The sequence below is a fragment of the Pseudarthrobacter enclensis genome, from assembly GCF_030811655.1.
Lineage (GTDB): Bacteria > Actinomycetota > Actinomycetes > Actinomycetales > Micrococcaceae > Arthrobacter > Arthrobacter enclensis_A.
This window is the reverse complement of sequence record NZ_JAUSRE010000007.1, coordinates 103,135-122,358: the sequence shown is the minus strand read 5'-3', so window position 1 is coordinate 122,358 and position 19,224 is coordinate 103,135. Positions and strand designations below refer to the sequence as shown.

Annotated in this window: 13 protein-coding genes; 6 read left to right on the top strand and 7 right to left on the bottom strand. The window is 66.4% G+C overall.

What is annotated here, in order from left to right; translation table 11 throughout:
• Nucleotides 1-75: 75 nt before the first annotated feature.
• Nucleotides 76-1,290, bottom strand: a complete 1,215-nt coding sequence (locus J2X98_RS08735) for a YlbL family protein (RefSeq protein WP_373460854.1) — start codon at nt 1,288-1,290, stop codon at nt 76-78.
• Nucleotides 1,291-1,426: 136 nt separating this feature from the next.
• Between J2X98_RS08735 and J2X98_RS08730 the strand changes: the two genes are divergently transcribed.
• Entirely contained in the window at nt 1,427-2,863 is a 1,437-nt protein-coding gene (locus tag J2X98_RS08730) for a zinc-dependent metalloprotease (RefSeq protein WP_307306715.1), read from the top strand.
• 74 nt (nt 2,864-2,937) lie between these two features.
• On the opposite strand, the gene J2X98_RS08725 is transcribed toward J2X98_RS08730, so the two are convergent.
• The 3 genes from J2X98_RS08725 to nudC are packed head-to-tail and all read right to left on the bottom strand — an operon-like array spanning nt 2,938 to nt 6,795.
• Nucleotides 2,938-3,585 (bottom strand): M48 family metallopeptidase, encoded by a 648-nt coding sequence (locus tag J2X98_RS08725; RefSeq protein WP_307306713.1) that lies wholly within the window; start codon nt 3,583-3,585, stop codon nt 2,938-2,940.
• Complete coding sequence (locus tag J2X98_RS08720) at nt 3,582-5,717, bottom strand: ATP-dependent DNA helicase UvrD2 (RefSeq protein WP_307306712.1); 2,136 nt, start codon at nt 5,715-5,717, stop codon at nt 3,582-3,584. Before J2X98_RS08720 ends, J2X98_RS08725 begins: the two co-directional genes overlap by 4 nt.
• Before the next feature lie 55 nt (nt 5,718-5,772).
• Nucleotides 5,773-6,795 carry an NAD(+) diphosphatase gene (gene nudC / locus J2X98_RS08715; RefSeq protein ID WP_307306710.1) on the bottom strand — a complete coding sequence of 341 codons (1,023 nt, stop codon included), beginning with the start codon at nt 6,793-6,795 and terminating at the stop codon, nt 5,773-5,775.
• Nucleotides 6,796-6,937: 142 nt separating this feature from the next.
• On the opposite strand from nudC, the gene J2X98_RS08710 reads away from it, so the two are divergent.
• On the top strand, nt 6,938-8,227 hold the full coding sequence (locus tag J2X98_RS08710; RefSeq protein ID WP_307306708.1) for a macrolide 2'-phosphotransferase: 1,290 nt from the start codon (nt 6,938-6,940) through the stop codon (nt 8,225-8,227).
• 44 nt (nt 8,228-8,271) lie between these two features.
• Here the strand turns inward: J2X98_RS08710 and J2X98_RS08705 are convergent, their stop codons facing one another.
• The 3 genes from J2X98_RS08705 to J2X98_RS08695 all read right to left on the bottom strand — a co-directional run bounded on the left by J2X98_RS08705 (nt 8,272) and on the right by J2X98_RS08695 (nt 15,628).
• Entirely contained in the window at nt 8,272-11,799 is a 3,528-nt protein-coding gene (locus J2X98_RS08705; RefSeq protein ID WP_307306706.1) for an ATP-dependent DNA helicase, read from the bottom strand.
• Entirely contained in the window at nt 11,796-15,095 is a 3,300-nt protein-coding gene (locus J2X98_RS08700) for an ATP-dependent helicase (protein ID WP_307306856.1), read from the bottom strand. Before J2X98_RS08700 ends, J2X98_RS08705 begins: the two co-directional genes overlap by 4 nt.
• Before the next feature lie 116 nt (nt 15,096-15,211).
• Nucleotides 15,212-15,628, bottom strand: coding sequence for an MGMT family protein (locus J2X98_RS08695; RefSeq protein WP_307306704.1), 417 nt, complete (start codon nt 15,626-15,628; stop codon nt 15,212-15,214).
• Nucleotides 15,629-15,691: 63 nt separating this feature from the next.
• Between J2X98_RS08695 and J2X98_RS08690 the strand changes: the two genes are divergently transcribed.
• From J2X98_RS08690 to J2X98_RS08675, 4 genes are all read left to right on the top strand, one after another.
• On the top strand, nt 15,692-16,402 hold the full coding sequence (locus tag J2X98_RS08690; protein WP_141942333.1) for a 3'-5' exonuclease: 711 nt from the start codon (nt 15,692-15,694) through the stop codon (nt 16,400-16,402).
• A gap of 329 nt (nt 16,403-16,731) precedes the next feature.
• Nucleotides 16,732-17,682, top strand: coding sequence for a substrate-binding periplasmic protein (locus J2X98_RS08685; protein ID WP_141942335.1), 951 nt, complete (start codon nt 16,732-16,734; stop codon nt 17,680-17,682).
• Nucleotides 17,683-17,714: 32 nt separating this feature from the next.
• On the top strand, nt 17,715-18,479 hold the full coding sequence (locus J2X98_RS08680; RefSeq protein WP_141942337.1) for an amino acid ABC transporter permease: 765 nt from the start codon (nt 17,715-17,717) through the stop codon (nt 18,477-18,479).
• Nucleotides 18,476-19,213, top strand: coding sequence for an amino acid ABC transporter ATP-binding protein (locus J2X98_RS08675; protein WP_141942339.1), 738 nt, complete (start codon nt 18,476-18,478; stop codon nt 19,211-19,213). Before J2X98_RS08680 ends, J2X98_RS08675 begins: the two co-directional genes overlap by 4 nt.
• Nucleotides 19,214-19,224 lie beyond the last annotated feature (11 nt).

Sequence of the window (19,224 nt, the reverse complement as noted above, 5' to 3'; positions counted from 1 at the left end):
ACGGCTGGTTTCGTCCGTCATCTGTGCCACGAGTGGCGGTAGAGCTTAGTTCCTGTGAGTCTAGTTGCGCCCAGTCTATTTGCTGGTGCAGGCCGGGAGTGCCGATGTGTCCTGCCCACTTCCGGCCACCTCCACGGCGTGGCGGGCCTCCGAAAGGGTCTCCACCCTGACCACCTGAAGGCCGGCGGGAATATGGCCGGCTACCTCATCGCAGTTGCCGGCCGGTGCCAGGAAAAGGGTCGCGCCGGACGAGCGGGCCCCCCGCATCTTTTGGTCGATGCCGCCGATCGGACCCACGGAACCGTCCGGTGAGATGGTGCCTGTACCGGCGATGTGCTTTCCGCCCGTGAGGTCCCCCGGCGTCACCGTATCGATGATGCCAAGCGAGAACATCAGCCCCGCACTGGGGCCGCCCACCTTGTCCAGTGAGATCTGCACCTGGAAGGGGAAAGTGAACAGGTACTTGAGCATGACGCCCAGGATGAAACGTCCCTGGCCGTTGTCCTTCGGCGTAACCTCCACGGTGACGGGCTGGCCTGCCCGCTCCACCGTGACGGCGACAGGAGCGCCCTTACCGGCGGCGAGTTCATCCTGCACCACAGACAGCGCCGTGATGTCCTTGCCGTTGATGGTCTTGAGGATGTCCCCTTGCTGGATTTTCCCTTCGGATGCCGACCCCTTCGACAGGCCTGCGGCCTGGAGCTGCTGGCCGAAAGGGATCTTCAGTTCGTTGAGCGCGGACGCCACGGCGTTCTCCTGGGACGTGGCCATGGCAACGGCGCTCTGTTCCTGGGCCTCTTCCTTGGTGGTCCCCGTCGGGTAAATCAGTTCCACCGGGTAGACGGCCTTGGAGCTGTCCAGCCATGCAGAGAAAGCGTTGAGGATACTGACGGAACCGGTGGGACCGCCATCGACGTACACGGTGGTGAGGTCCAGGCTCCCCGCAGCGGGATAGGTTTCGTGGCCGCTGACATTGATGACCGGGTGTCCCTGGCTCTGCCCCAGCGTGTTGTAGGTGGGCCCGGGTGACTCGATGACGTAGGGCACGGGAACTGTGGCTACGGCAATTCCCAGCCCCAGCGCCGCCAGCCCTGCAACCATCATGGTGGAGAGGCGCTTCCGGGGGCGGCCGGCGTCGTCCGTGCCTGCGCTGCCATCCGCGGCCGGCGCTGCGGTGCTTCCACCCGGCCTTTCGGGCGGACCGCCGGCGCCCAAGGGCGCGGGGCTGGAGAACGGGGAAACGTCGGGAACGTGGTCCTCTGAGGAATGGCCGCCACGGGTTGTAGTCACCCCACCAACAGTACGCGGTAGGGGCGCGCCGGGACGCTTTGCCTAGAGCGAACGACGGCGGCGGACGGCAGACAGCCGACCCCCACCGGGGTACCGTGAAGGTTGATCAACAGTCACACCATCGATCGGCGGGACCATGACTTCCAACCCACTTAATCCGTCCAACGGCGACGACAATCCCAAGGATCCGTTGGCCGAAATGCTGCAGAACCTGATGGGCGGCAAGGGGATGGAGAACTTCGACCCCAGCGAACTCGCCAAGGCCGCTGGCCTGCCCGATGACCCCAACCTGTTGGCCCAGATGTTCTCGCAGGTGCAGGCGATGATGAGCGCACCCTCCGAGGGCCCCGTCAACTGGACCCTCGCCCACGACAATGCCCGGCGCGTGGCCGCCGGCAGTTCCGACCCATCGGTCACGGCCCAGCAGTCCCGCGATGTTGACGAGGCGCTCCGCCTCGCCGAACTGTGGCTGGACCCGGTTACCGACCTGCCCGCCACCGGCCTGATCGGCAAGGCCTGGTCCCGCGCAGAGTGGGTGGAGGCCACCCTTGGCACCTGGAAGCGCCTGACCGAACCCGTGGCCAACAGCATCGCCAACGCCCTGTCGGCCGCCATGACGGAGCAGATGCCCGAGGACATGAAGTCCATGATGGGCGGGGCCTCCTCCATGCTGCAGAACATGGGCGGTGCCATCTTCGGCATGCAGCTGGGGCAGGCCATTGGGGCGCTGTCCAAAGACGTGGTGAGCTCCACCGATATCGGTGTCCCGCTCGTTGACCTCGAGATGGCACTGCTGCCCGCGAACGTTGCCGCCTTCGGCGAGGGCCTGTCCCTGCCCGAGAACGATATCCGGCTGTTCCTCGCCGTGCGCGAAGCCGCCCACTCCCGGCTCTTCGTCCAGGTCCCCTGGCTGCGCGGACACCTGTTGGGCGCCATTGAGGCCTACGCCCGCGGCATCCACATCGACACTTCACGCATCGAGGAACTGGCCCGGGACCTGGATCCCAGCAACCCGGAAGGCATCCAGGAGGCCCTGTCACAGGGCGTCTTCATGCCGCAGCGCACCCCCGCCCAGGAACAGGCGCTGGAGAAGCTCGAGACCGCCCTGGCCCTGGTTGAGGGCTGGGTGGACGAGCTCACCGCGGCGGCGACGGAGAAGGTTCTGCCCTCTGCCGGAGCGTTGCGCGAAACGGTGCGGCGCCGCCGGGCCACCGGAGGACCGGCAGAGCACGCCTTCGCGTCCCTGGTGGGTCTGGAACTGCGGCCGCGCCGGCTCCGCGACGCAGCCACCCTGTGGGCCACGCTGAAGGAAGAACGCGGCATCGAAGGCCGCGACGCGATCTGGCACCACCCCGACCTGCTGCCCACTGCCGAGGACCTGGACGATCCGAAAGGCTTCAGCTCGCGCCGGAAGCTTGCGGAGGCGAGTGACACCGAGGTGGATGACGCACTCCAGAAGCTGCTCAGCGGCGGCTTCGACACCATGCCCCTGGACGACGGCGGGGACGCCGGCGCTGACGGTGAAACCGGCGGCACGCACGACGACGGCGGAACGGACCAGCCCAAAGGCTGACACTTTTTCGGCGGCCCAGTCTTCCTGGGCCGCCGAAGTGCTCAAGGCGGGTGTCCATCCGGGGTGGACCCGGGCTAGTCGATGTCTCCCGGCCAGTCGCCTGGCAACTCCCCCGTGCCCGCCGGGCTGGCCGCCGCATCTCCGTTGTGGAGTCCCCGGGACGTGGCGAACGAGACCCCCTCAAGGAACGCTTTGGCCCGCTGGGTTTCCGGATAAGCTTCCAGCAGCTTCCAGAAGGCCGCATTGTGGGACGCCACCAGGAGGTGGGCCAGTTCGTGCAGAAGGACGTAGTCGATGACCCACTGCGGCATGGGCCGCAGCTTGTCCGAGAGGCGGATGGTCCCTTCGGCCGGGGTAGCGGAACCCCACCGGGAGTTCTGGTTGCTGACCCACCGGACAGACGCAGGAGTTGACCGGCCCCCAAGGTACTTTGCGGACAACTGCGCGGCGTGGGCCGCCAGGGCCTCATCGGTGGCAGGACGGCGCCGCCCGGCTGCAGCCTTCCGCTCCCCCTGTCGGTGCAGCTTGGCCAGCATGCGGTGGACCCACTCCCGCTCCTGGGCAGCAGTGAACCGGGCCGGAATGGCAACGACCGCCGTCCCGTCTTCCCAGAACGCCGCAACTGTCCGGGTGCGCCGGGCCGAACGCCGCACTTCCACGGGAGAACCGTCGGGCGTGGTCAGGCCCCCGGCAACCCTCCGGGAACCGGTGCCCGGCCTCACAGCACGGAACTTTCCGTAAGGACCCGGAGGACGTCCTCGCCGTACCTCTCAAGTTTGGACGGCCCGACGCCGGCCAGGGCCGCAAGCTCTTCCAGCGACGCCGGCCTGGCCTCGGCAATGGCAGTGAGAGTGGCGTCGGTGAAGACCACGAACGCGGGCACGTCGGCGGTCTGGGCCACTTCACGGCGCCAATTCCGTAGCGCATCGAAGGTTTGTTCCTCGTAGGTGGGCGGGCACGCATTGCAGCGGCCCACCTTGCGTTCGGCACCGGTGGCCAGCATGCTGCCGCAGACCCGGCACACCGCAGGCGCGGCTGCCTTGCGGCGCGGAACTGGTGCCTTTCCGCGGGTGCTTGAGCTGGCGACCGAGTCAGGCCGCAACCCGTCCAGGAACCGGGACGGCTTGCGGTTGGCCCGGCCTCCGGGAGTCCGCGCGGTACTCCACGAGAGCGACAGGTGTTCGCGGGCACGGGTGACGCCGACGTACAGCAGGCGTCGTTCCTCATCCACCGATTCAGGCGAATCGGCGAACGAGATGGGCATCAGTCCTTCGCTGAGCCCCACAAGGAAGACGGCGTCCCATTCCAGGCCCTTGGCGGCATGGAGGGACGCGAGCGTCACGCCCTGCACCGTGGGGGCGTGCTGGGCGAGGGAACGCTCCTGCAGTTCATTGACGAAATCGACGAGGCCGAACTGCGGGCCACGGTTCTGCGCGAGCTCGTCGGCGAGGGCCACCAGCGCCGCGAGGGACTCCCAGCGTTCGCGCAGGGCACCGCCACTGTGCGGAGCGGAATCGGTATAGCCGAGTGAGGAGACAATGTCCCGGACCAGTTGGCCGAGCGGTTCCGGCGTATCAGCCTCCGAGACAGCCCTGGTGGCTGCGCGCAGCTGGAGGATGGCGTCCCGGACCTCCTTGCGGGCAAAGAAGCGTTCGCCGCCGCGCAGCTGGTAGCCGATGCCCGCCGCCGCCAAGGCCTGCTCGTAGGCCTCGGACTGGCCGTTGGTGCGGAAAAGGATTGCTATCTCGCTGGCGGGGGTGCCGGCGTCGAGCAGTGCCTTGATCTTCTGTGCCACGGTGGCGGCTTCGGCTTCGTCATCAGTGCACTCGGTGAACTGGGGCGCCGGCCCGGCGGGGCGCTGCGCAACGAGCTGCAGGGGCGCCGCCCAGGCTGCATCCGCCAGGGGTCCGCCGCTGCGGCGGGCGGCCAGCAGGTCATTGGCGAGCTTCACCACCTGCGGGGTGGAACGGTAATCCCTGATGAGCTTGACGACGTTCGTCTGGGGATAGCGGGCCTTGAAGTCCAGGAGGTGCCTGGGTGACGCACCAGTGAAGGAGTAGATGGTCTGGCTGGCGTCACCCACCACACAGAGTTCGTCGCGTCCGCCCAGCCAAAGCTCCAGGAGCCGTTGCTGCAGCGGGGACACGTCCTGGTATTCGTCCACTACGAAATGCCGGTACTGCTCACGGACGGTGGCAGCCACCTTCTCGTCCTCCTGCAGGATCCCCACAGTGATCAGCAGGACGTCCTCAAAGTCGATCACGTTGCGGTCCGTCTTGACGTCCTCGTAGGACTGGAAGACGCGGGCAACCGCAGTGAGGTCGAATCCGCCGGGCGCTCCCCTCCCCTGGGCGTTCTCGAGGTAGTTGGCGGGGGTCAGCATGGACACCTTGGCCCACTCAATCTCCGAGGCAAGGTCGCGGATGGACGCCCGGTCGGTGCTGAGCCGAAGCCGCCGGGCAGCCTCTGCAAGCAGCTGCGCTTTGTGGTCAAGGAGGTTGGGCAACGTTCCGCCCACAGCCTGCGGCCAGAAAAACTGCAGCTGGCGAAGGGCGGCGGCGTGGAAGGTCCGGGCCTGCACGTTTCCCGCCCCGAGGTCCCGCAGCCGGCTGCGCATCTCAGCCGCAGCGCGGGCAGTAAATGTCACCGCCAACAGTCGTTGCGGGGTGTAGACCCCCGAGTGCACGCCGTAGGCGATGCGGTGGGTAATGGCACGGGTCTTCCCGGTTCCGGCGCCCGCCAGCACGCACAGGGGGCCGTTCAGTGTGCTGGCCACCTCGCGCTGTTCTGCGTCCAGCCCCCCGAGGATCCGGTCCTCAAGGGAGCCTGCTCCGTCAAAATTCTCTGTAGTCACTTCTGCTGCTTTGTTTCCCGACTACCGCATGCTGGAGTCTTGTGGATGGAATAACCTAGGCGCCGGCCAGGTCCTGGATGCGGCCGCCATACCAGTGCTCAATCAGTGAACGGGCGATGGAGAGCCTGCTGGAGATGGTGATCTCCCCGCTGAGCACCGCTGCCTGGAGTTCCGTACGGCTGAACCAGCGGGCCCTGGTGACCTCGACGCCATCGGGCGTTGCCTGGGTGTCTTCGGTGACGGCGGTGAATCCAAGCATAAGGGAGGCCGGGAACGGCCATGACTGGGAGCCCAGGTACTGGCATGCTGTGACGCGGACTCCCACCTCCTCCTGGATCTCGCGGACGACCGCTTCTTCGAGCGACTCGCCGGGCTCGACGAATCCGGCCAGGGTGGAGTAGTTTTTCGCGTCCACGGGACCCCCGCCCCCGAGGAGGAGCCGGTCATCCGGGCCGACCACCGTGACAATAATGGCCGGGTCAGTGCGCGGGAAGTGTTCGGACTTGTCCGAAGGGCACCGCCGCACCCAGCCGCCGGATTCCACCCGTGTGGGCGTACCGCAGCGCGGGCAGTGCGTGTGGGCTGCGTGCCAGTTGGCGATGGCGCTGGACTCCACGAACAGGGCAGTCGAAGTGGCGGTCAGGCCTGCTGCGGCCTCGCGGAACCCGGCCCAGACCGCGTCCGCGGGAATCCCTGCTGTACCTGGCTCCGGGGCTTCCGGCAGGACGAAAAGCAGCAGCTCGGTTCCGGCCGGAAGGTCCGCCGCCGGCAAAGCCGATCCCAGGTACACGACGAGTTCCGGCGCGCATCCTGCTTCCTCCAGCCCGGCCAGGAGGTCCTTGGCCCCGCTGAGGACCATAGTGCTTCCCTGCACCAGCCCCCGCCGTCCGGAGAGGACCGCGGCCACGGCATCCGGGTCTGCCAGGAGTTCATCGATCATGCCGGGCCTCCCGCGCACTGCAGATCCTCGGTCCACCAGGGCGGGCCTTACCGGGAGGAGGGTGTCCACCAGATGGTTTGCCGGCAGCCGTGCCGGTACAGCATGGTTTACGGATGCTACGGACTCGGCATAACTCATGGTTCCACCGTACTGACTGCCGCCGACATTTCACATTTTCCCGGTCCGGTCCGTCTGGGGCCCGCAGCCGTATTTGCAGCTATCTGAAGACTCGCCGCAACCGGACCGCTCTTCGGGACGGCAGGCAATCTACCGTGGAACGGTGAGAAGAAAACCGATTGAACTGGCGGCTGTCGCAACCGCGGCAGTCCCCGGACTGACCCCGACGGCCGTTAGCTCCGCGCCGGACGACCCCGCGGACTTCGACTCGGCCCTGCTCCTCGATTCCGAAGGCAAACGCTGGCGTGTCCGGTCGCCCCGCCATGCCGAGGCCAGTGCCCGGCTGGAAACGGAGTTCCTGGTGCTGCGGGCCTTCGCTCCGGGCGTTCGCGCGGAATTGCCGTTCCTCATGCCGACGGTGGCCGGCAGTGTCCGCCTGGGAACGCTGACCACCTTTGTCTACTCACACCTGTCCGGAAGCACCCGCAGCGTCGAAGAGCTGACCTCCGGGCCGGCCAGCCTGGCCCGCGAGCTCGGTTCCGCCTTGGCTGCGATCCACGACCTGCCCCGGTCACTGGTCAGCAATGCCGACCTGCCCAGCTACACCCCCAACGAGTTCCGCCAGCGGCGCCTGAACGAACTGGACCAGGCAGCAACTACCGGGAAGATCCCGGCGGCCCTGCTGCGCCGCTGGGAACACGCCATGGAGGACGTTTCCCTTTGGCGGTTCAACCCCTGCGTGGTCCACGGCGACCTGCACGAGGACAACCTGCTTGTGGAATCGGGCCGGGTGACCGCGGTAACCGGTTGGACAGACCTGCGCATCGGCGACCCTGCCGACGACTTTGCCTGGCTGGTAGCGTCCAATGAACAGGATTTCATTGACGCCGTCCTGGCCTCCTACACGTCCAGCCGGCGCGACGTCCCGGATCAGCACCTGCTGCGCCGGGCCGCGCTGTCTGCGGAGTTCGCCTTGGCGCAGTACCTGGTGAAGGGGCTGGCCGCCGGAGACCAGGAGATGGTCAGCGAGGCCGAAGGAATGCTCCAGAGCCTGGCGGACGACATCGCCGAATACGGGGGCCGGCCCATCAGCGTGGAACCACTTCCGGCCACCAGTGGTTCCGGGAACGATGGAACGGCGGCCACTGCCCCGCCCGGAACTGCCAGTGCTGCCCCTTCCACTGGAAGCGGCAGTTCTGCAGTCACTCCCGCGGTCACGGTCATCCCTGTCCCGGCCGAACCCGCCATACAGGCAGAACCCGCCGTCGGCGCCCAGCCAGAGGCGAACCAGGCCAAGCATTCAGCTAAGGCACACCCCGCAGTGCACGTAACACCCATCCCGGCGGAGCGGCCGCATGCCGGCACTGGCGGCCAGGATCCGGATGGCGGGACCAAGGGTCCGGACGACACGTCCACAGCCGCCCTTTCGGTGATCAACGCGAAGCAGGGCTGAATCGGGAAGAGAGTCTGCCCGGGGCCGGCGGAGCCCTGTCCGGCCTACTGGCGGCTCAGTGCTGCCGCAACGATGTTTTCCAGCTCTGCTGCCGTGCCCAGGTCATGCGGGCGTACCACGGCGTTGTCCGCGACATAGAAGAATGCTGCCCGAACCTCCTCCAGCGGAACATTTTGGAGGCGCGCCCACGCCAGCCGGTACACAGCCAGTTGGATGGAGCGGGTCTTCAGCTGGGCGGCCGACGGCCGGCGGCCTGTCTTCCAGTCGACCAGGTCCCAGCGGCCATCGGCGTCCTGGAACACTGCATCCACGCGTCCACGCACCACAACCTCCCCCACCCTGGTCTCCACCGGGACCTCGACGAAGGCCGGTGACCTGTCAGCCCAGGGGGAAGCCTTGAAGGTCGCCACCATCTCGTCGAGGTCGTAGGCCGCATCAATGTGGTCGTCCGAGCCGGGCGCCTCTCCAAGGTCCAACATCCCCGCCGTTCCGAAATACTCCTCTACCCAGGCATGGAACGCGGTTCCCTTCCGCGCCGACATGCCTGGCTCGCGCGGAACGGGACGACGAAGCCGCCCCAACACCGCCTGGGGGTCGTCTCCCAGGTCCACCAGGGTGGAAGCGGAGATGTGGGTGGGCAGGTGCACATCCTGTCCGCCGGACCTTCTTGCCCTGCGCTCCAGCAGCAGGGCAGCCTCCCGCGCCCAGCCTGCCGCTGGCCCGGTGAGGCCCGGCTGGCGCCCGGGCAGGGCGCCGCTCCCCTTCCCGGAACTGGCCGAATGGCCCGCCCGCTCCAACGGGCCCGGCCGGCCGCCGGCCTCAAGGAACGCAAGCACCCTCCGGGCGGCTGCTTCCATCGCCGTCCGGCGCCCCCGCGCCAGGCGCAACCGCTGGCCGTCCCGCGGGTCCACAGGTCCTTCGAGGGGGTCGTAAGGCCAGACTGCTTCTTCTGATTCCAGTGTCAACGGGCTCTGGTCCGGGAGCGCGGCCTCGTCCAGCGATAACGGGTGCACCAGGGCCTGCGGAGGCATCCCGCCCTCAGCCGCTTGCGTCAGGGTTTCGAGCTCGGCGAGGAACGGCGACATCTCCGCGCGCCCGGCCCGGGAACCAACCCAACCGGCGCTGGACACCCACAGCACATGCTTGGCCCTGGTGTACGCGACATACGCCAGACGCCGTTCCTCTGACTCGCCGTGAGCCTGAACGGCTGCTTTGTAATCCTTCTCGGCATCCAGCCAGCCTTTTTGATCAGGCTGGTCCAGGTCCCACTGCGGCAGGTCTGACCGGTCTCCGCGCAGGGGCCAAGGCAGCGCAGCTGCGCCGCTGCTCCAGCGGGAATCCCTGTCGCTTGGAAATGCCCCGGCGTTCATTCCCGGGACGAATACAACATCCCATTCCAGGCCTTTGGATGCATGGACGGTCAACAGCTGTACGGCTTCCCTGTTGACGTCGCTGGCAGGCGCCTCTAACCCGTTTTCTTCCGCTGAGGCGGCCTCCAGCCAAGACAGGAACGCGAGGATGTCCACGCGTTGGGAGGTACGGAGGAACCCGGCGGCTGCATCCTGGAAGGCATCGAGGTTTCGGCGGGCCTGGTGGATGCTGATCCCGGGGCGCGCTGCCACCTCGATGTCCAGCAGCATGGCCCTTTCCACCTCCCCCAGCAGCGTAGTGAGGTCGTCGCCCAAGTAGGCGCGCAATTGCCGCAGCTCGAGGGACAACCGGGCCAACCTGCTGCGCGCCCCAGCGCTGAGCGTACGGCCATTCGTCGAGGTCCAGTCCTCGCGGGGCAGGAAGTCCAGGGCTTCCACCAGGCTGGCCCCGTCCGTGAGGTCCCCCTCAAGGACGGGCGCGTCTGCTTCATCGGTGTCAAGGTCGCCGCTGCCGGCTTCGGACCCCTGCGCCGCCCTCCCGCGGCTCCCGGCGAGCTGCCCGGACCAGTCCCGCAGCGCCATGAGATCGGCAGGGCCTATCCGCCAACGGGCCCCTGCGAGCAGCCGCATGAGGGCGTCAGAGCGGCCTGGATCGGCCAGGACCCGCAAGGTGGCGACCAGGTCGACGATCTCCGGGGTGTCCAGAAGACCTCCCAAGCCTACGATTTCGTAAGGAACTCCCCGGGCTTCGAACTGCCGCCGGACTGGCTCCATTTGGGCCCGCCGCCGGCACAGCACCGCGAGGGCCGGCGGTTCGGCGGTACCGTCCGGTTTCAGCTCGAAGTCGGTTACGCGGTACCGAAGGACGTCGTCCGCAAGCGCCGCGGCTTCGTCGACGTCGCTGGCAAACCGGCCCAGCACAACGCTGCCTTCCACGGCGTACGGACTTGGCTGCAGCGGCGGCACCTTGGCAGTGGACGATCTGCCGCCGGCCGGCCCATTGTCTGCAGACGCGCGGCCAAGGGACTGCGACATGACGTTGGCGGCCGCAAGGATGGACCGGCCGTTGCGCCAGGCCGTAGTCAGGTAGGAAGTTGGGGCAGGCGCCCAGCGGGCGCCGTTGCCGGGTGCGTCAGTGCGGACGGGGAACTCACGGACAAAGTGGAACAGCTGTCCTGCGGAAGCACCACGGAAGCCGTAAATTGACTGGTTGGGGTCGCCCACCGCCGTCACGGCATGGCCATCCCCGAAGAGGCGGGAGAAGAGGACGAGCTGCGCATGGGACGTGTCCTGGAACTCGTCGAGAAGGACCACCTTGTACCGTTGGCGCTCCATCTGCGCAGCCAGCGGAACGTCCTGGGCCACCTTTGCGGCGAGGGCCACCAGGTCCCCGAAGTCGAGGGCGCCGCGGGCACGTTTGGCTGCTGCGTACCGGCCAACCATGTCGGCAACGCTTGCGCGGGTCCGCAGCATGCCCGCGAGGTCCGCGACGGCCTTGGGCGGGTTCTTCTTCTTGTCAGCCAGATAGGGCAGGGCTTCAAACTCCGCAAGCCGGGCCATCAGCCAGGCCTCGACATCCTCCGGCTCCTGGAGGTGTTCCGCGCACTCTCCGGCGAGCTGGATGACGGCTTTGACAAGTGTGGATTTGGCCGCACGGAAGTGCTCGTATTCGCCGTCGTAGGCCTCGACGACCTCGCTGGCAAGCTGCCAGGCCTGCGCTCCGCCAAGCAGGACGACGTCGCGTTCCACGCCGAGCCGAAGCCCGTAGTCGGAGACGATTCCGCTGGCGAACGAGTGGTAGGTGGACACTTTCGGCTCCAGCGCATCGCTGCCGAGCAGGCCCTCCGGGAAGACATCGTGCCGGGTGTCATTTGCGGCAAGCCGCTGGAGCCCCAGAAGCTTAGACCGGATCCGGCTGGCAAGTTCGCCGGCAGCCTTGCGGGTGAAGGTCACACCCAGGACTTCTTCGGGAGTAACCCACCCGTTGGCCACGAGCCACACCACCCGGTCCGCCATGGTGGCAGTCTTTCCCGATCCGGCACCGGCAATAACCAGCCTCGGCGCAAGGGGGGAAGAAATGATGGCGGACTGCTCAGGCGTGGGAGAGTTCTTTTCGCCGAGCAGCACGGAAAGTTCTTCCGGGCTGAAGCGTGCTGCCGGTGCAGGCTGTGCTGGTGTCATGGTGGACTCTGCAGTACTCATTCGGTCACCTGCCGTCCGCGTACACACAGCGGGCAAATCTCCGGGAGCCGGCAGCCGTGGCCGCCGTGGCCGCCCTTGGCGGGATCATGCCGCGCAACGAATTCACTGCCACCCATGACGGCGGCCGCCTCCCTGACCATGTCCAAGGCCCAGTTCTCCTGCGGGTCGAGTGGTTGCTGTTGTTGGATTGCGGGGCTCTTTGCAGCGGTTCCAAGCTGTGCCAGCACTGCACCGCCGGGAAGGCCGGGAGCAGTCCGGCCGGTGTCAAAGCCACCGGCCAACACCGCCGCCTGGTATGCACCGAGCTGAGGATGGCGGGACAATTCCTCCTTTCCCGGCTGCCGTTTGCCGGTCTTGAGGTCCACCACCACCAAACGGCCCTCTTCGTCGATTTCCAGCCGGTCCACCTGGCCCCGGAGAACAGCCTCCCGCGCCGGACCCCCGTCCACGCCCACCTCCCCAAGTGCCACTTCGAAGTCCAGCTCCACGCCCAGCAGGCTGCGGCCTTCACTCCTCATGGACAGCACATACTGCGCCAGCTTGCGCACCATGGCCTCGGCGCGCTGGAAGTCGAGCCGTCCCTCCCAGTTGTCCTTCATGCCAAGGGCGGGCCAGCGCCTTACAAGTTCAGCGACGTACTCGGATCCGGAAGCGTCGGGCATGTCCTGGGCGATGGCATGCACCAGCGTCCCCAAGCTGCGGGCAAAGTCGGTGGCAGGTTCACCACCTGCTGCCTGGACGAACCAGTCCAGTGGGGACTTGTGAACCGTTTCGACCTTCGACGGTGACACTGACACCGTTCCCCCTGGCGGGACAACTGCCTCGGAGGAGGTCAGGGGTGCAAGTCCCCACCACGAGGCCGGGTGGGCGCCTGCGACTGCCGGTTCCACCGCGGCGAGATGGGCCAGGACCCTGGCGGCCTCTTCCGCCTGCACCAAATCCTTGCCATCCAGGTCCTTGCCATCGAGCTGGGCGTGTTGCCGCAGTTCGGCGACAAGGGCGCGCAGCGTCATGGGACGTTCCACCTGGGTGAACGTCCTGTTCTCCTGTCCGGGAGCCAGCGGCGCAACGAAGTCCAGGAAGGACGAGGGCTGGTCGTCCTCCGACGATACTGCCGTACACACCAACAGCTCGCGTGCCCTTGATACCGCCGTGGAGAAGCTGCGGAGTTCGTCATAGCGGATATCCCTCAACCGGCTCAGTGGATCGCGCTGAAGGGCATATGCAGCGCCGTGCTCCACGGCGTCGGCGTACAGGGTGCTGCCCAACAGTTCCCCGCGGAGCCGCGTGTTGGGCCACACTCCCTCCTGCAGCCCCGCAATGAGTACCACAGGCCATTCCCGGCCTGCCGCGCTGGCCGGGGTCATCAGCTCCACGGCATCGTCCACCTGGGCACGGGCGGCAAGGGTGTCCATGGGAAGCTCCTGGTTCAGGAGGTATTCCAGGAACTGTTCCGGGCCTGCCCCGGGCATCTGGTCCACGTAGCGCTCCGCTGTGTGGAAGAGCGCCATCATGGCGTCAAGGTCGCGGTCGGCACGTGCACCGTGGGGTCCGCCCGACAGGGCAATGGCCGTCCATGCAGAAGACAGTCCCGTGGAGTCCCACAGTGCCCACAACACAGACTCCGCATTTGCACCTGGCAGGGAGGCAGCCTCCCGTCCCGCCTGAATCATTCGTGCGGTGCGCCGGGCGGCGCGGCCTTCGATTCCCAGTGCACCGAGGGCTCCGGGTTCGAGCAGGGCCTCCACGAGCAGGGCATCGCTGGCGCGGCCACCGCCGCCCAGCAGCTCCTCGCGGCGCAGCGATTGCCGCAGCCTGCGCAGCTCAATGGAGGTTGCACCCCCGATGCGGGAGGTAAGGAGTGACACCGCGGCTTCCGGCGTCAACAGCCCCGGATCCAGGGCGATCGCGAAGGCGTCAAGGAGCGGACGCACGGCCACCTCATCCCGGACCGCGGACTCAGCCACCGGAACCCTTACCGGGATACCCTGCCCCGACAGGTAGCGCTGCAACTCGCTGACCTGGCCGCCATTGCGGACGATGACAGCGATATCCGCCAGATCGCGGTTGTGGTTAATGTGCTGGTCCAGAATCCGCTGTGCCACGTACCGCAGCTCATGCACAGGAGTAGGGACCAGGTGGGCCTCCACCTTCCCCGGCACATGGGCACCGGCCCGCTGCGGAGGGCTGTCGGGCTGCAGAGGGCTGTCGGGCTGCGCAGCGACATCGGGCTGCGCGTCCCAGGTCGGCGGGTCGAGGCGGCGTGCCAACTGCCCGCCGGCACGCTGCGAAATTCGCCCTGCCACGTTCAACCACGCCCCTGCCACCGCGGGAGCCAGGCCATGGGCGTGCCACAGCGGGCGCTCGATGACGGAGGCTTGGGCCGACAGAAGCCGGGGCAGTTCAGCCACCAAATCGGGCCGGGCTCCCCGGAAGCCCTGGACCACTGTGTCCGGAGACGACGTCACATAGCAGTCCCTGCCCGCGGCGACATCGGCCAGCAGTTCGAAAATGGCGGGGTTGGCTTCCTGGATGTCGTCCACCAGGACAACCTGCAACCGGGCCCGCTCAGCGGCCAGGAATTCCGGTGCGTCCTGGAAGATCTGCCTGGCGGCCGTGATGATCCCGGCGGGATCGAAAGCCTCGGGCATGCGCAGGTCAAGGACGTCGCGGTATTCGGCGTACAGGGCGGCAGCGGCTTTCCAGTCGGGCCGGCCGCACTCATCCGCCATGTGGGCGAGGTCGTCGGCTGTGCGCCCCGATTCAATGATGCGGTCAAAAAGTTGCCGTACTTCCTGGCGGAACCCGCGTGTCTCCAATGCGCCGTCCAGATCGGTTGGCCATGGCAGTTCCAGCCCCGGAATCCGGTGGCCCTCCAGGAGTTCCTTGATGATGAGGTCCTGTTCCGGACCGGAGAGCAGACGCGGCGCCCTTGAGAGCGGGATTACGCCCTGGGCCTTTGCCCGCCGGATCAGGTCGAAGGCGTAAGAGGCCCATGTCCTGGCGGGAGTAGTGCTGAGGCTCCGATCCAGCCGGGCGGTGAAGCGGTCTCGCAGGAAATCCGCTGCAAGACGCGTGGGCGCAAGGATCAGCATCCGTTCCGGGTCAACGCCGTCACGGAAGACCCGCTGGACCGCGGCCTCCACGAGGACGGTGGTCTTTCCCGTTCCCGGGGCGCCCGGCACCAGCACTGGTCCTGAGCCCTGGGTAACGTCCACCGCTGCCTGCTGGTCGGGTGTCAACCGAAGCGCCGCCGCATGCACCTGCCTGGGCGGGAGCAGCCGAAGTGCGGGCACGCGGGAAAGGGCGCTGCTGCCATTCGGGCTGCCCCCGGCGGCAAAGGCCGGGCCCTGGCCAATCCGCGGCTCATGCCGCTGCGGGTCCCAGGGGCCGGTCAAAGGAAGTGTTACGGTCACAAAATCATTCCATCATCAGGCACCGACAATCGGTGGAGCCGCCGCTCCAGGTCCTCGGCAACGGCTTCGATACTGTCAAAATCCCGGTCAGTCGGTGCCCAGCGCGCCAAGGACAGGTCAACCCGCCACCGGCCCTCCCCCGTCCTCAAATACGACCCGTAGGAACCGGCGAGCGGGGTACCTTCTTCAAGGTAGCGGAGGAGGGCTTCTGCTTCGTGGCCCTCGGGCGCATGTCCGCTGGCCTTCAGGATGCGCCACCATGCGGACCCGCCCCCGTGATGGCTCATGACCGAGCCGACCTGGCGCGGACCGCCTGACCCCAAAAGCTCTGCGACGTCCCCGTAGGAGACTGCGGTCCCGGCCGGCACCAGCCTGACGACTGCCAGGACCGCCTGGACGTACTCGTTCCGCATTGATCCAATGTAGCCGCAGTGGCGTTCCCCGGAATTGTCGGTGGCTCCCCTTAGCGTTGAAGCATGAGTTCCTGGAACACCCTCCCACGCGCAGCCTTCGACCTGGAAACCACCGGCCGCAACTCGCGGGCGGCAAGAATTGTCACCGCGTCGATCACTGTCGTGGACCAGGGGGGTGAGGTCATCAAGGAGCACGAGTGGCTGGCCGATCCGGGCGTGGAAATTCCCATCGAGGCCAGCGACGTCCATGGAGTGACCACCGAACAGGCCAGGCGGGACGGCCGGCCTGCGCACGAAGTCACCCGCGAGGTCGCCGCGGTGCTGCAGGAGCTCTTCGACTCAGGCACCCCGGTGATCGCCTTCAACGCGAGCTACGACTTCACCGTGCTTGCCGCTGAATCGGCCCGCTACGGAATTCCCCAGCTCACGCGCTTCCCGGTCCTGGACCCCTACATCATGAACAAGCAGGTGGACCGGTACCGCAAGGGCAAACGCACGCTCACCGCCTTGTGCGAGGAATACGGCGTGGTCCTGGACAACGCCCACACCTCCGCTGCGGACGCCCTGGCTACCCTTCGGGTCCTTGATGCGATGGCCGGAAAGTTCCCCAAGCTGGTGATGCCGGCCCGGGAGCTCCACCAGCTGCAGGTGGACTGGGCAGTTAGCCAGGCGGCAGACTTTCAGGGGTACCTCAGGAAGACCAAACCGGCCGCCGTGATTGAGGGAGACTGGCCCGTGCTGCCGCCCCAGGATGCCACCGCCGGCGGCTTCTAATCCGCGGCGGACGGCCACTAAGTGGGAGGCATGTCACAGTCACGCTGCTTAACAAAACCGTCGCCGGGTACCGGAGAATCCTTCGCCGTAACCGGGTAGTCGCAAGTGTGATCCAGCACGCCGGAGCCCGGAGAGCGAACAGAGTTCGGCGTTACGGCCTAACCGGCCCCCTTTCTTCAGCCGGTCGGGCGTTGTCACCCTAGTGAGACAATAAAGTTTTGCGGTCACCCCTGCCCCGGACACCCCAAGCAGCGCCGGGCAGGTGCCAGGCGCCTTAGCGCTGCCTTGCGGCCCGGTCGACTTATGACTCATATGAAAGTGACAACCTGATGAAAATCAAAGCGATGAAGTGGCTCACTACCGCTCCCGTTGCACTTGCCCTCGCGGTTTCCCTCGCAGCCTGCGGCGGCGCTTCCTCCCAGCCCAGCGGCTCCCCCACGGACGCCCTGAAGGGCAGTGACCAGCAGACGCTGGACAAGTACACCACCGCGAACGTCACCCCGATCGACAAGATCGACAAGACCAAGCTCGGCCTCATCACCGAGGGCACCCTGCGCGTGGGCACCCTCTCCGACGCCCCGCCCAACATCTTCGTTGATTCCTCCGGCAAGTTCACGGGCTACGACAATGAGCTTCTGCGCGCGATGGCCGACAAGCTCGGGCTCAAGGTCGAGTTCGCCTCCACCAAGTTCCAGGCGCTCCTCAGCCAGGTCAAGAACAAGCAGTTCGATGTCGGGTCCTCCTCGATTTCCACAACCGACGCCCGCCGTGAAACGGTTGCCTTCACCAATGGCTACGACTTTGGCTACATGGCTCTGGTAACCAAAGAAGATGCCAAGGTACAGACGTTCGCCGGACTGAAGAGTGGCCTGCGCATTGGCGTCGTCAGCGGCAGCGTCCAGGAAGACTACGTCAAGAACACCCTGAACATTGAGCCTGTTTCCTTCCCCGACTACAACACCGTCTTCGCCAGCCTGAAGAGCGGGCAGGTCGACGCCTGGGTGGCTCCTTCCCAGCAGGCAACCGGCCAGGTCAAGCCCGGCGACGGCACGAAAATCGCCGAGAAGAAGCTCAACACGCAGAATTTCACTGCCTACGCCGTCGCCAAGGACAACCCTGCCCTGCTCGAAGCGCTGAATTCTGCCCTTGATGCCGTGGTTGCCGACGGCACCTGGTCCAAGCTGACGGCCCAGTGGTACACGGACCGCCCGACGGCTGCCGAGCAGACCCCCGAGGGTTGGAAGCCGGGCAGCAAGGCCGTCAAGGTCCCAGCGAACTAGACACCGGCTACCAGAAAAGATAGCGAAGCCATATGGATTTCCTGACACGACTCGGAGAGACCTTCCTTGACTGGAACAAGATCGCTGAAGTTCTGCCAAGCATGTTTGCGGTGGGCCTGCCCAATACCTTGGTCCTTGCGATCACTTCCGGACTTATCGGGGCCTTCGCCGGCCTGATCCTGGCTCTCATGGGTATTTCGCGAAATCCTGTGGCTCGGTGGGCCGCCCGGGTGTACACAGATGTATTTCGTGGACTCCCGGCGGTCCTCACCATTCTGGTCATCGGCCTTGGATTCGGTCCGATCTTCCGCGAGATGACAGGCAGCAACAGCCCCTACCCCATGGGCGTTGCGGCTCTGGCGCTCATGGCCGCCGCGTACACGGGTGAAATTTTCCGTTCCGGAATTCAGAGCGTAGACAAAGGGCAGCTTGAGGCGTCACGTGCCCTGGGATTCGGCTACGGCCCGTCCATGCGCCTCGTAGTGGTTCCCCAGGGTATTCGCCGGGTGCTTCCTGCCCTCATGAACCAGTTCATTGCGCTGATCAAGGATTCCTCTTTGGTATTCACCCTGGGCCTGCTGGCCACGGAACGGGAACTGTTCCAAATCGGCCAGGACGCCGCGGCTCGCAGCGGTAACCTGTCCCCGTACGTGGCAGCTGCCATTTTCTACCTGGCCATGACTATCCCGCTCACTCACCTGGTCAACTACATCGACGCCCGGCTGCGTACGGGCCGGCCCGAAAAGAAAGAACCGGACGACGCCGCGGCTGTCGTTGGAAAGGGAGCCCAGGCATGAGCGAATTTGCGTCAGGAACACTGAGCGCCAAGAACATCCACCTTTCCTTTGGCAGCAACCACGTCCTGCGGGGCATCGACCTGCACGTGCCCCAAGGCACCACGGCGTCAGTCATTGGCCCGTCAGGGTCCGGGAAGTCCACGCTGCTGCGGGTCATGAACCGGCTGATCGAACCTGACCAGGGCGACATCCTGCTCGATGGCCGCTCGGTGTTGAAGGACAACCCGGATGAGCTCCGGCGCCGGATCGGCATGGTGTTCCAGCAGTTCAACCTCTTCCCGCACAAGACCGTGGAGGAAAACGTCTCACTGGCCCTGCGGAAGCTGCGCAAGCTCTCCAAGGAGGAGGCGCGCAGCGAGGCGCTGGAACAGCTGGACCTGGTGGGCCTGAAGCACAAGGCTGATTCCCGTCCGGCCAATCTTTCCGGTGGCCAGCAGCAGCGCGTGGCCATTGCCCGCGCGCTTGCCATGAAGCCTGAGGTCATGTTCTTCGACGAGGCCACCTCCGCCCTGGACCCGGAACTGGTCAAGGGCGTCCTGGCATTGATGACGGACCTCGCCAAAGGCGGCATGACCATGGTGGTGGTAACCCACGAAATGGGCTTCTCCCGCAACGTCTCGGACGCCGTGACTTTCATGGATGCCGGTGTGGTGGTGGAGTCGGGGCCGCCCGAGCAACTCTTTACCGACCCCCGGACGGACCGCCTCAAAGGTTTCCTCTCCGACGTCCTGTAGTACCTGAAGCA

What these genes read in the sequence shown, in the direction of transcription:
- J2X98_RS08730 (WP_307306715.1), top strand. Translation starts at nt 1,427, where the DNA reads ATGACTTCCAACCCACTTAATCCGTCCAACGGCGACGACAATCCCAAG.
- nudC (WP_307306710.1), bottom strand. Translation starts at nt 6,795, where the DNA reads ATGAGTTATGCCGAGTCCGTAGCATCCGTAAACCATGCTGTACCGGCA.
- J2X98_RS08705 (WP_307306706.1), bottom strand. Translation starts at nt 11,799, where the DNA reads ATGAGTACTGCAGAGTCCACCATGACACCAGCACAGCCTGCACCGGCA.
- J2X98_RS08695 (WP_307306704.1), bottom strand. Translation starts at nt 15,628, where the DNA reads ATGCGGAACGAGTACGTCCAGGCGGTCCTGGCAGTCGTCAGGCTGGTG.
- J2X98_RS08690 (WP_141942333.1), top strand. Translation starts at nt 15,692, where the DNA reads ATGAGTTCCTGGAACACCCTCCCACGCGCAGCCTTCGACCTGGAAACC.
- J2X98_RS08685 (WP_141942335.1), top strand. Translation starts at nt 16,732, where the DNA reads ATGAAAATCAAAGCGATGAAGTGGCTCACTACCGCTCCCGTTGCACTT.
- J2X98_RS08680 (WP_141942337.1), top strand. Translation starts at nt 17,715, where the DNA reads ATGGATTTCCTGACACGACTCGGAGAGACCTTCCTTGACTGGAACAAG.
- J2X98_RS08675 (WP_141942339.1), top strand. Translation starts at nt 18,476, where the DNA reads ATGAGCGAATTTGCGTCAGGAACACTGAGCGCCAAGAACATCCACCTT.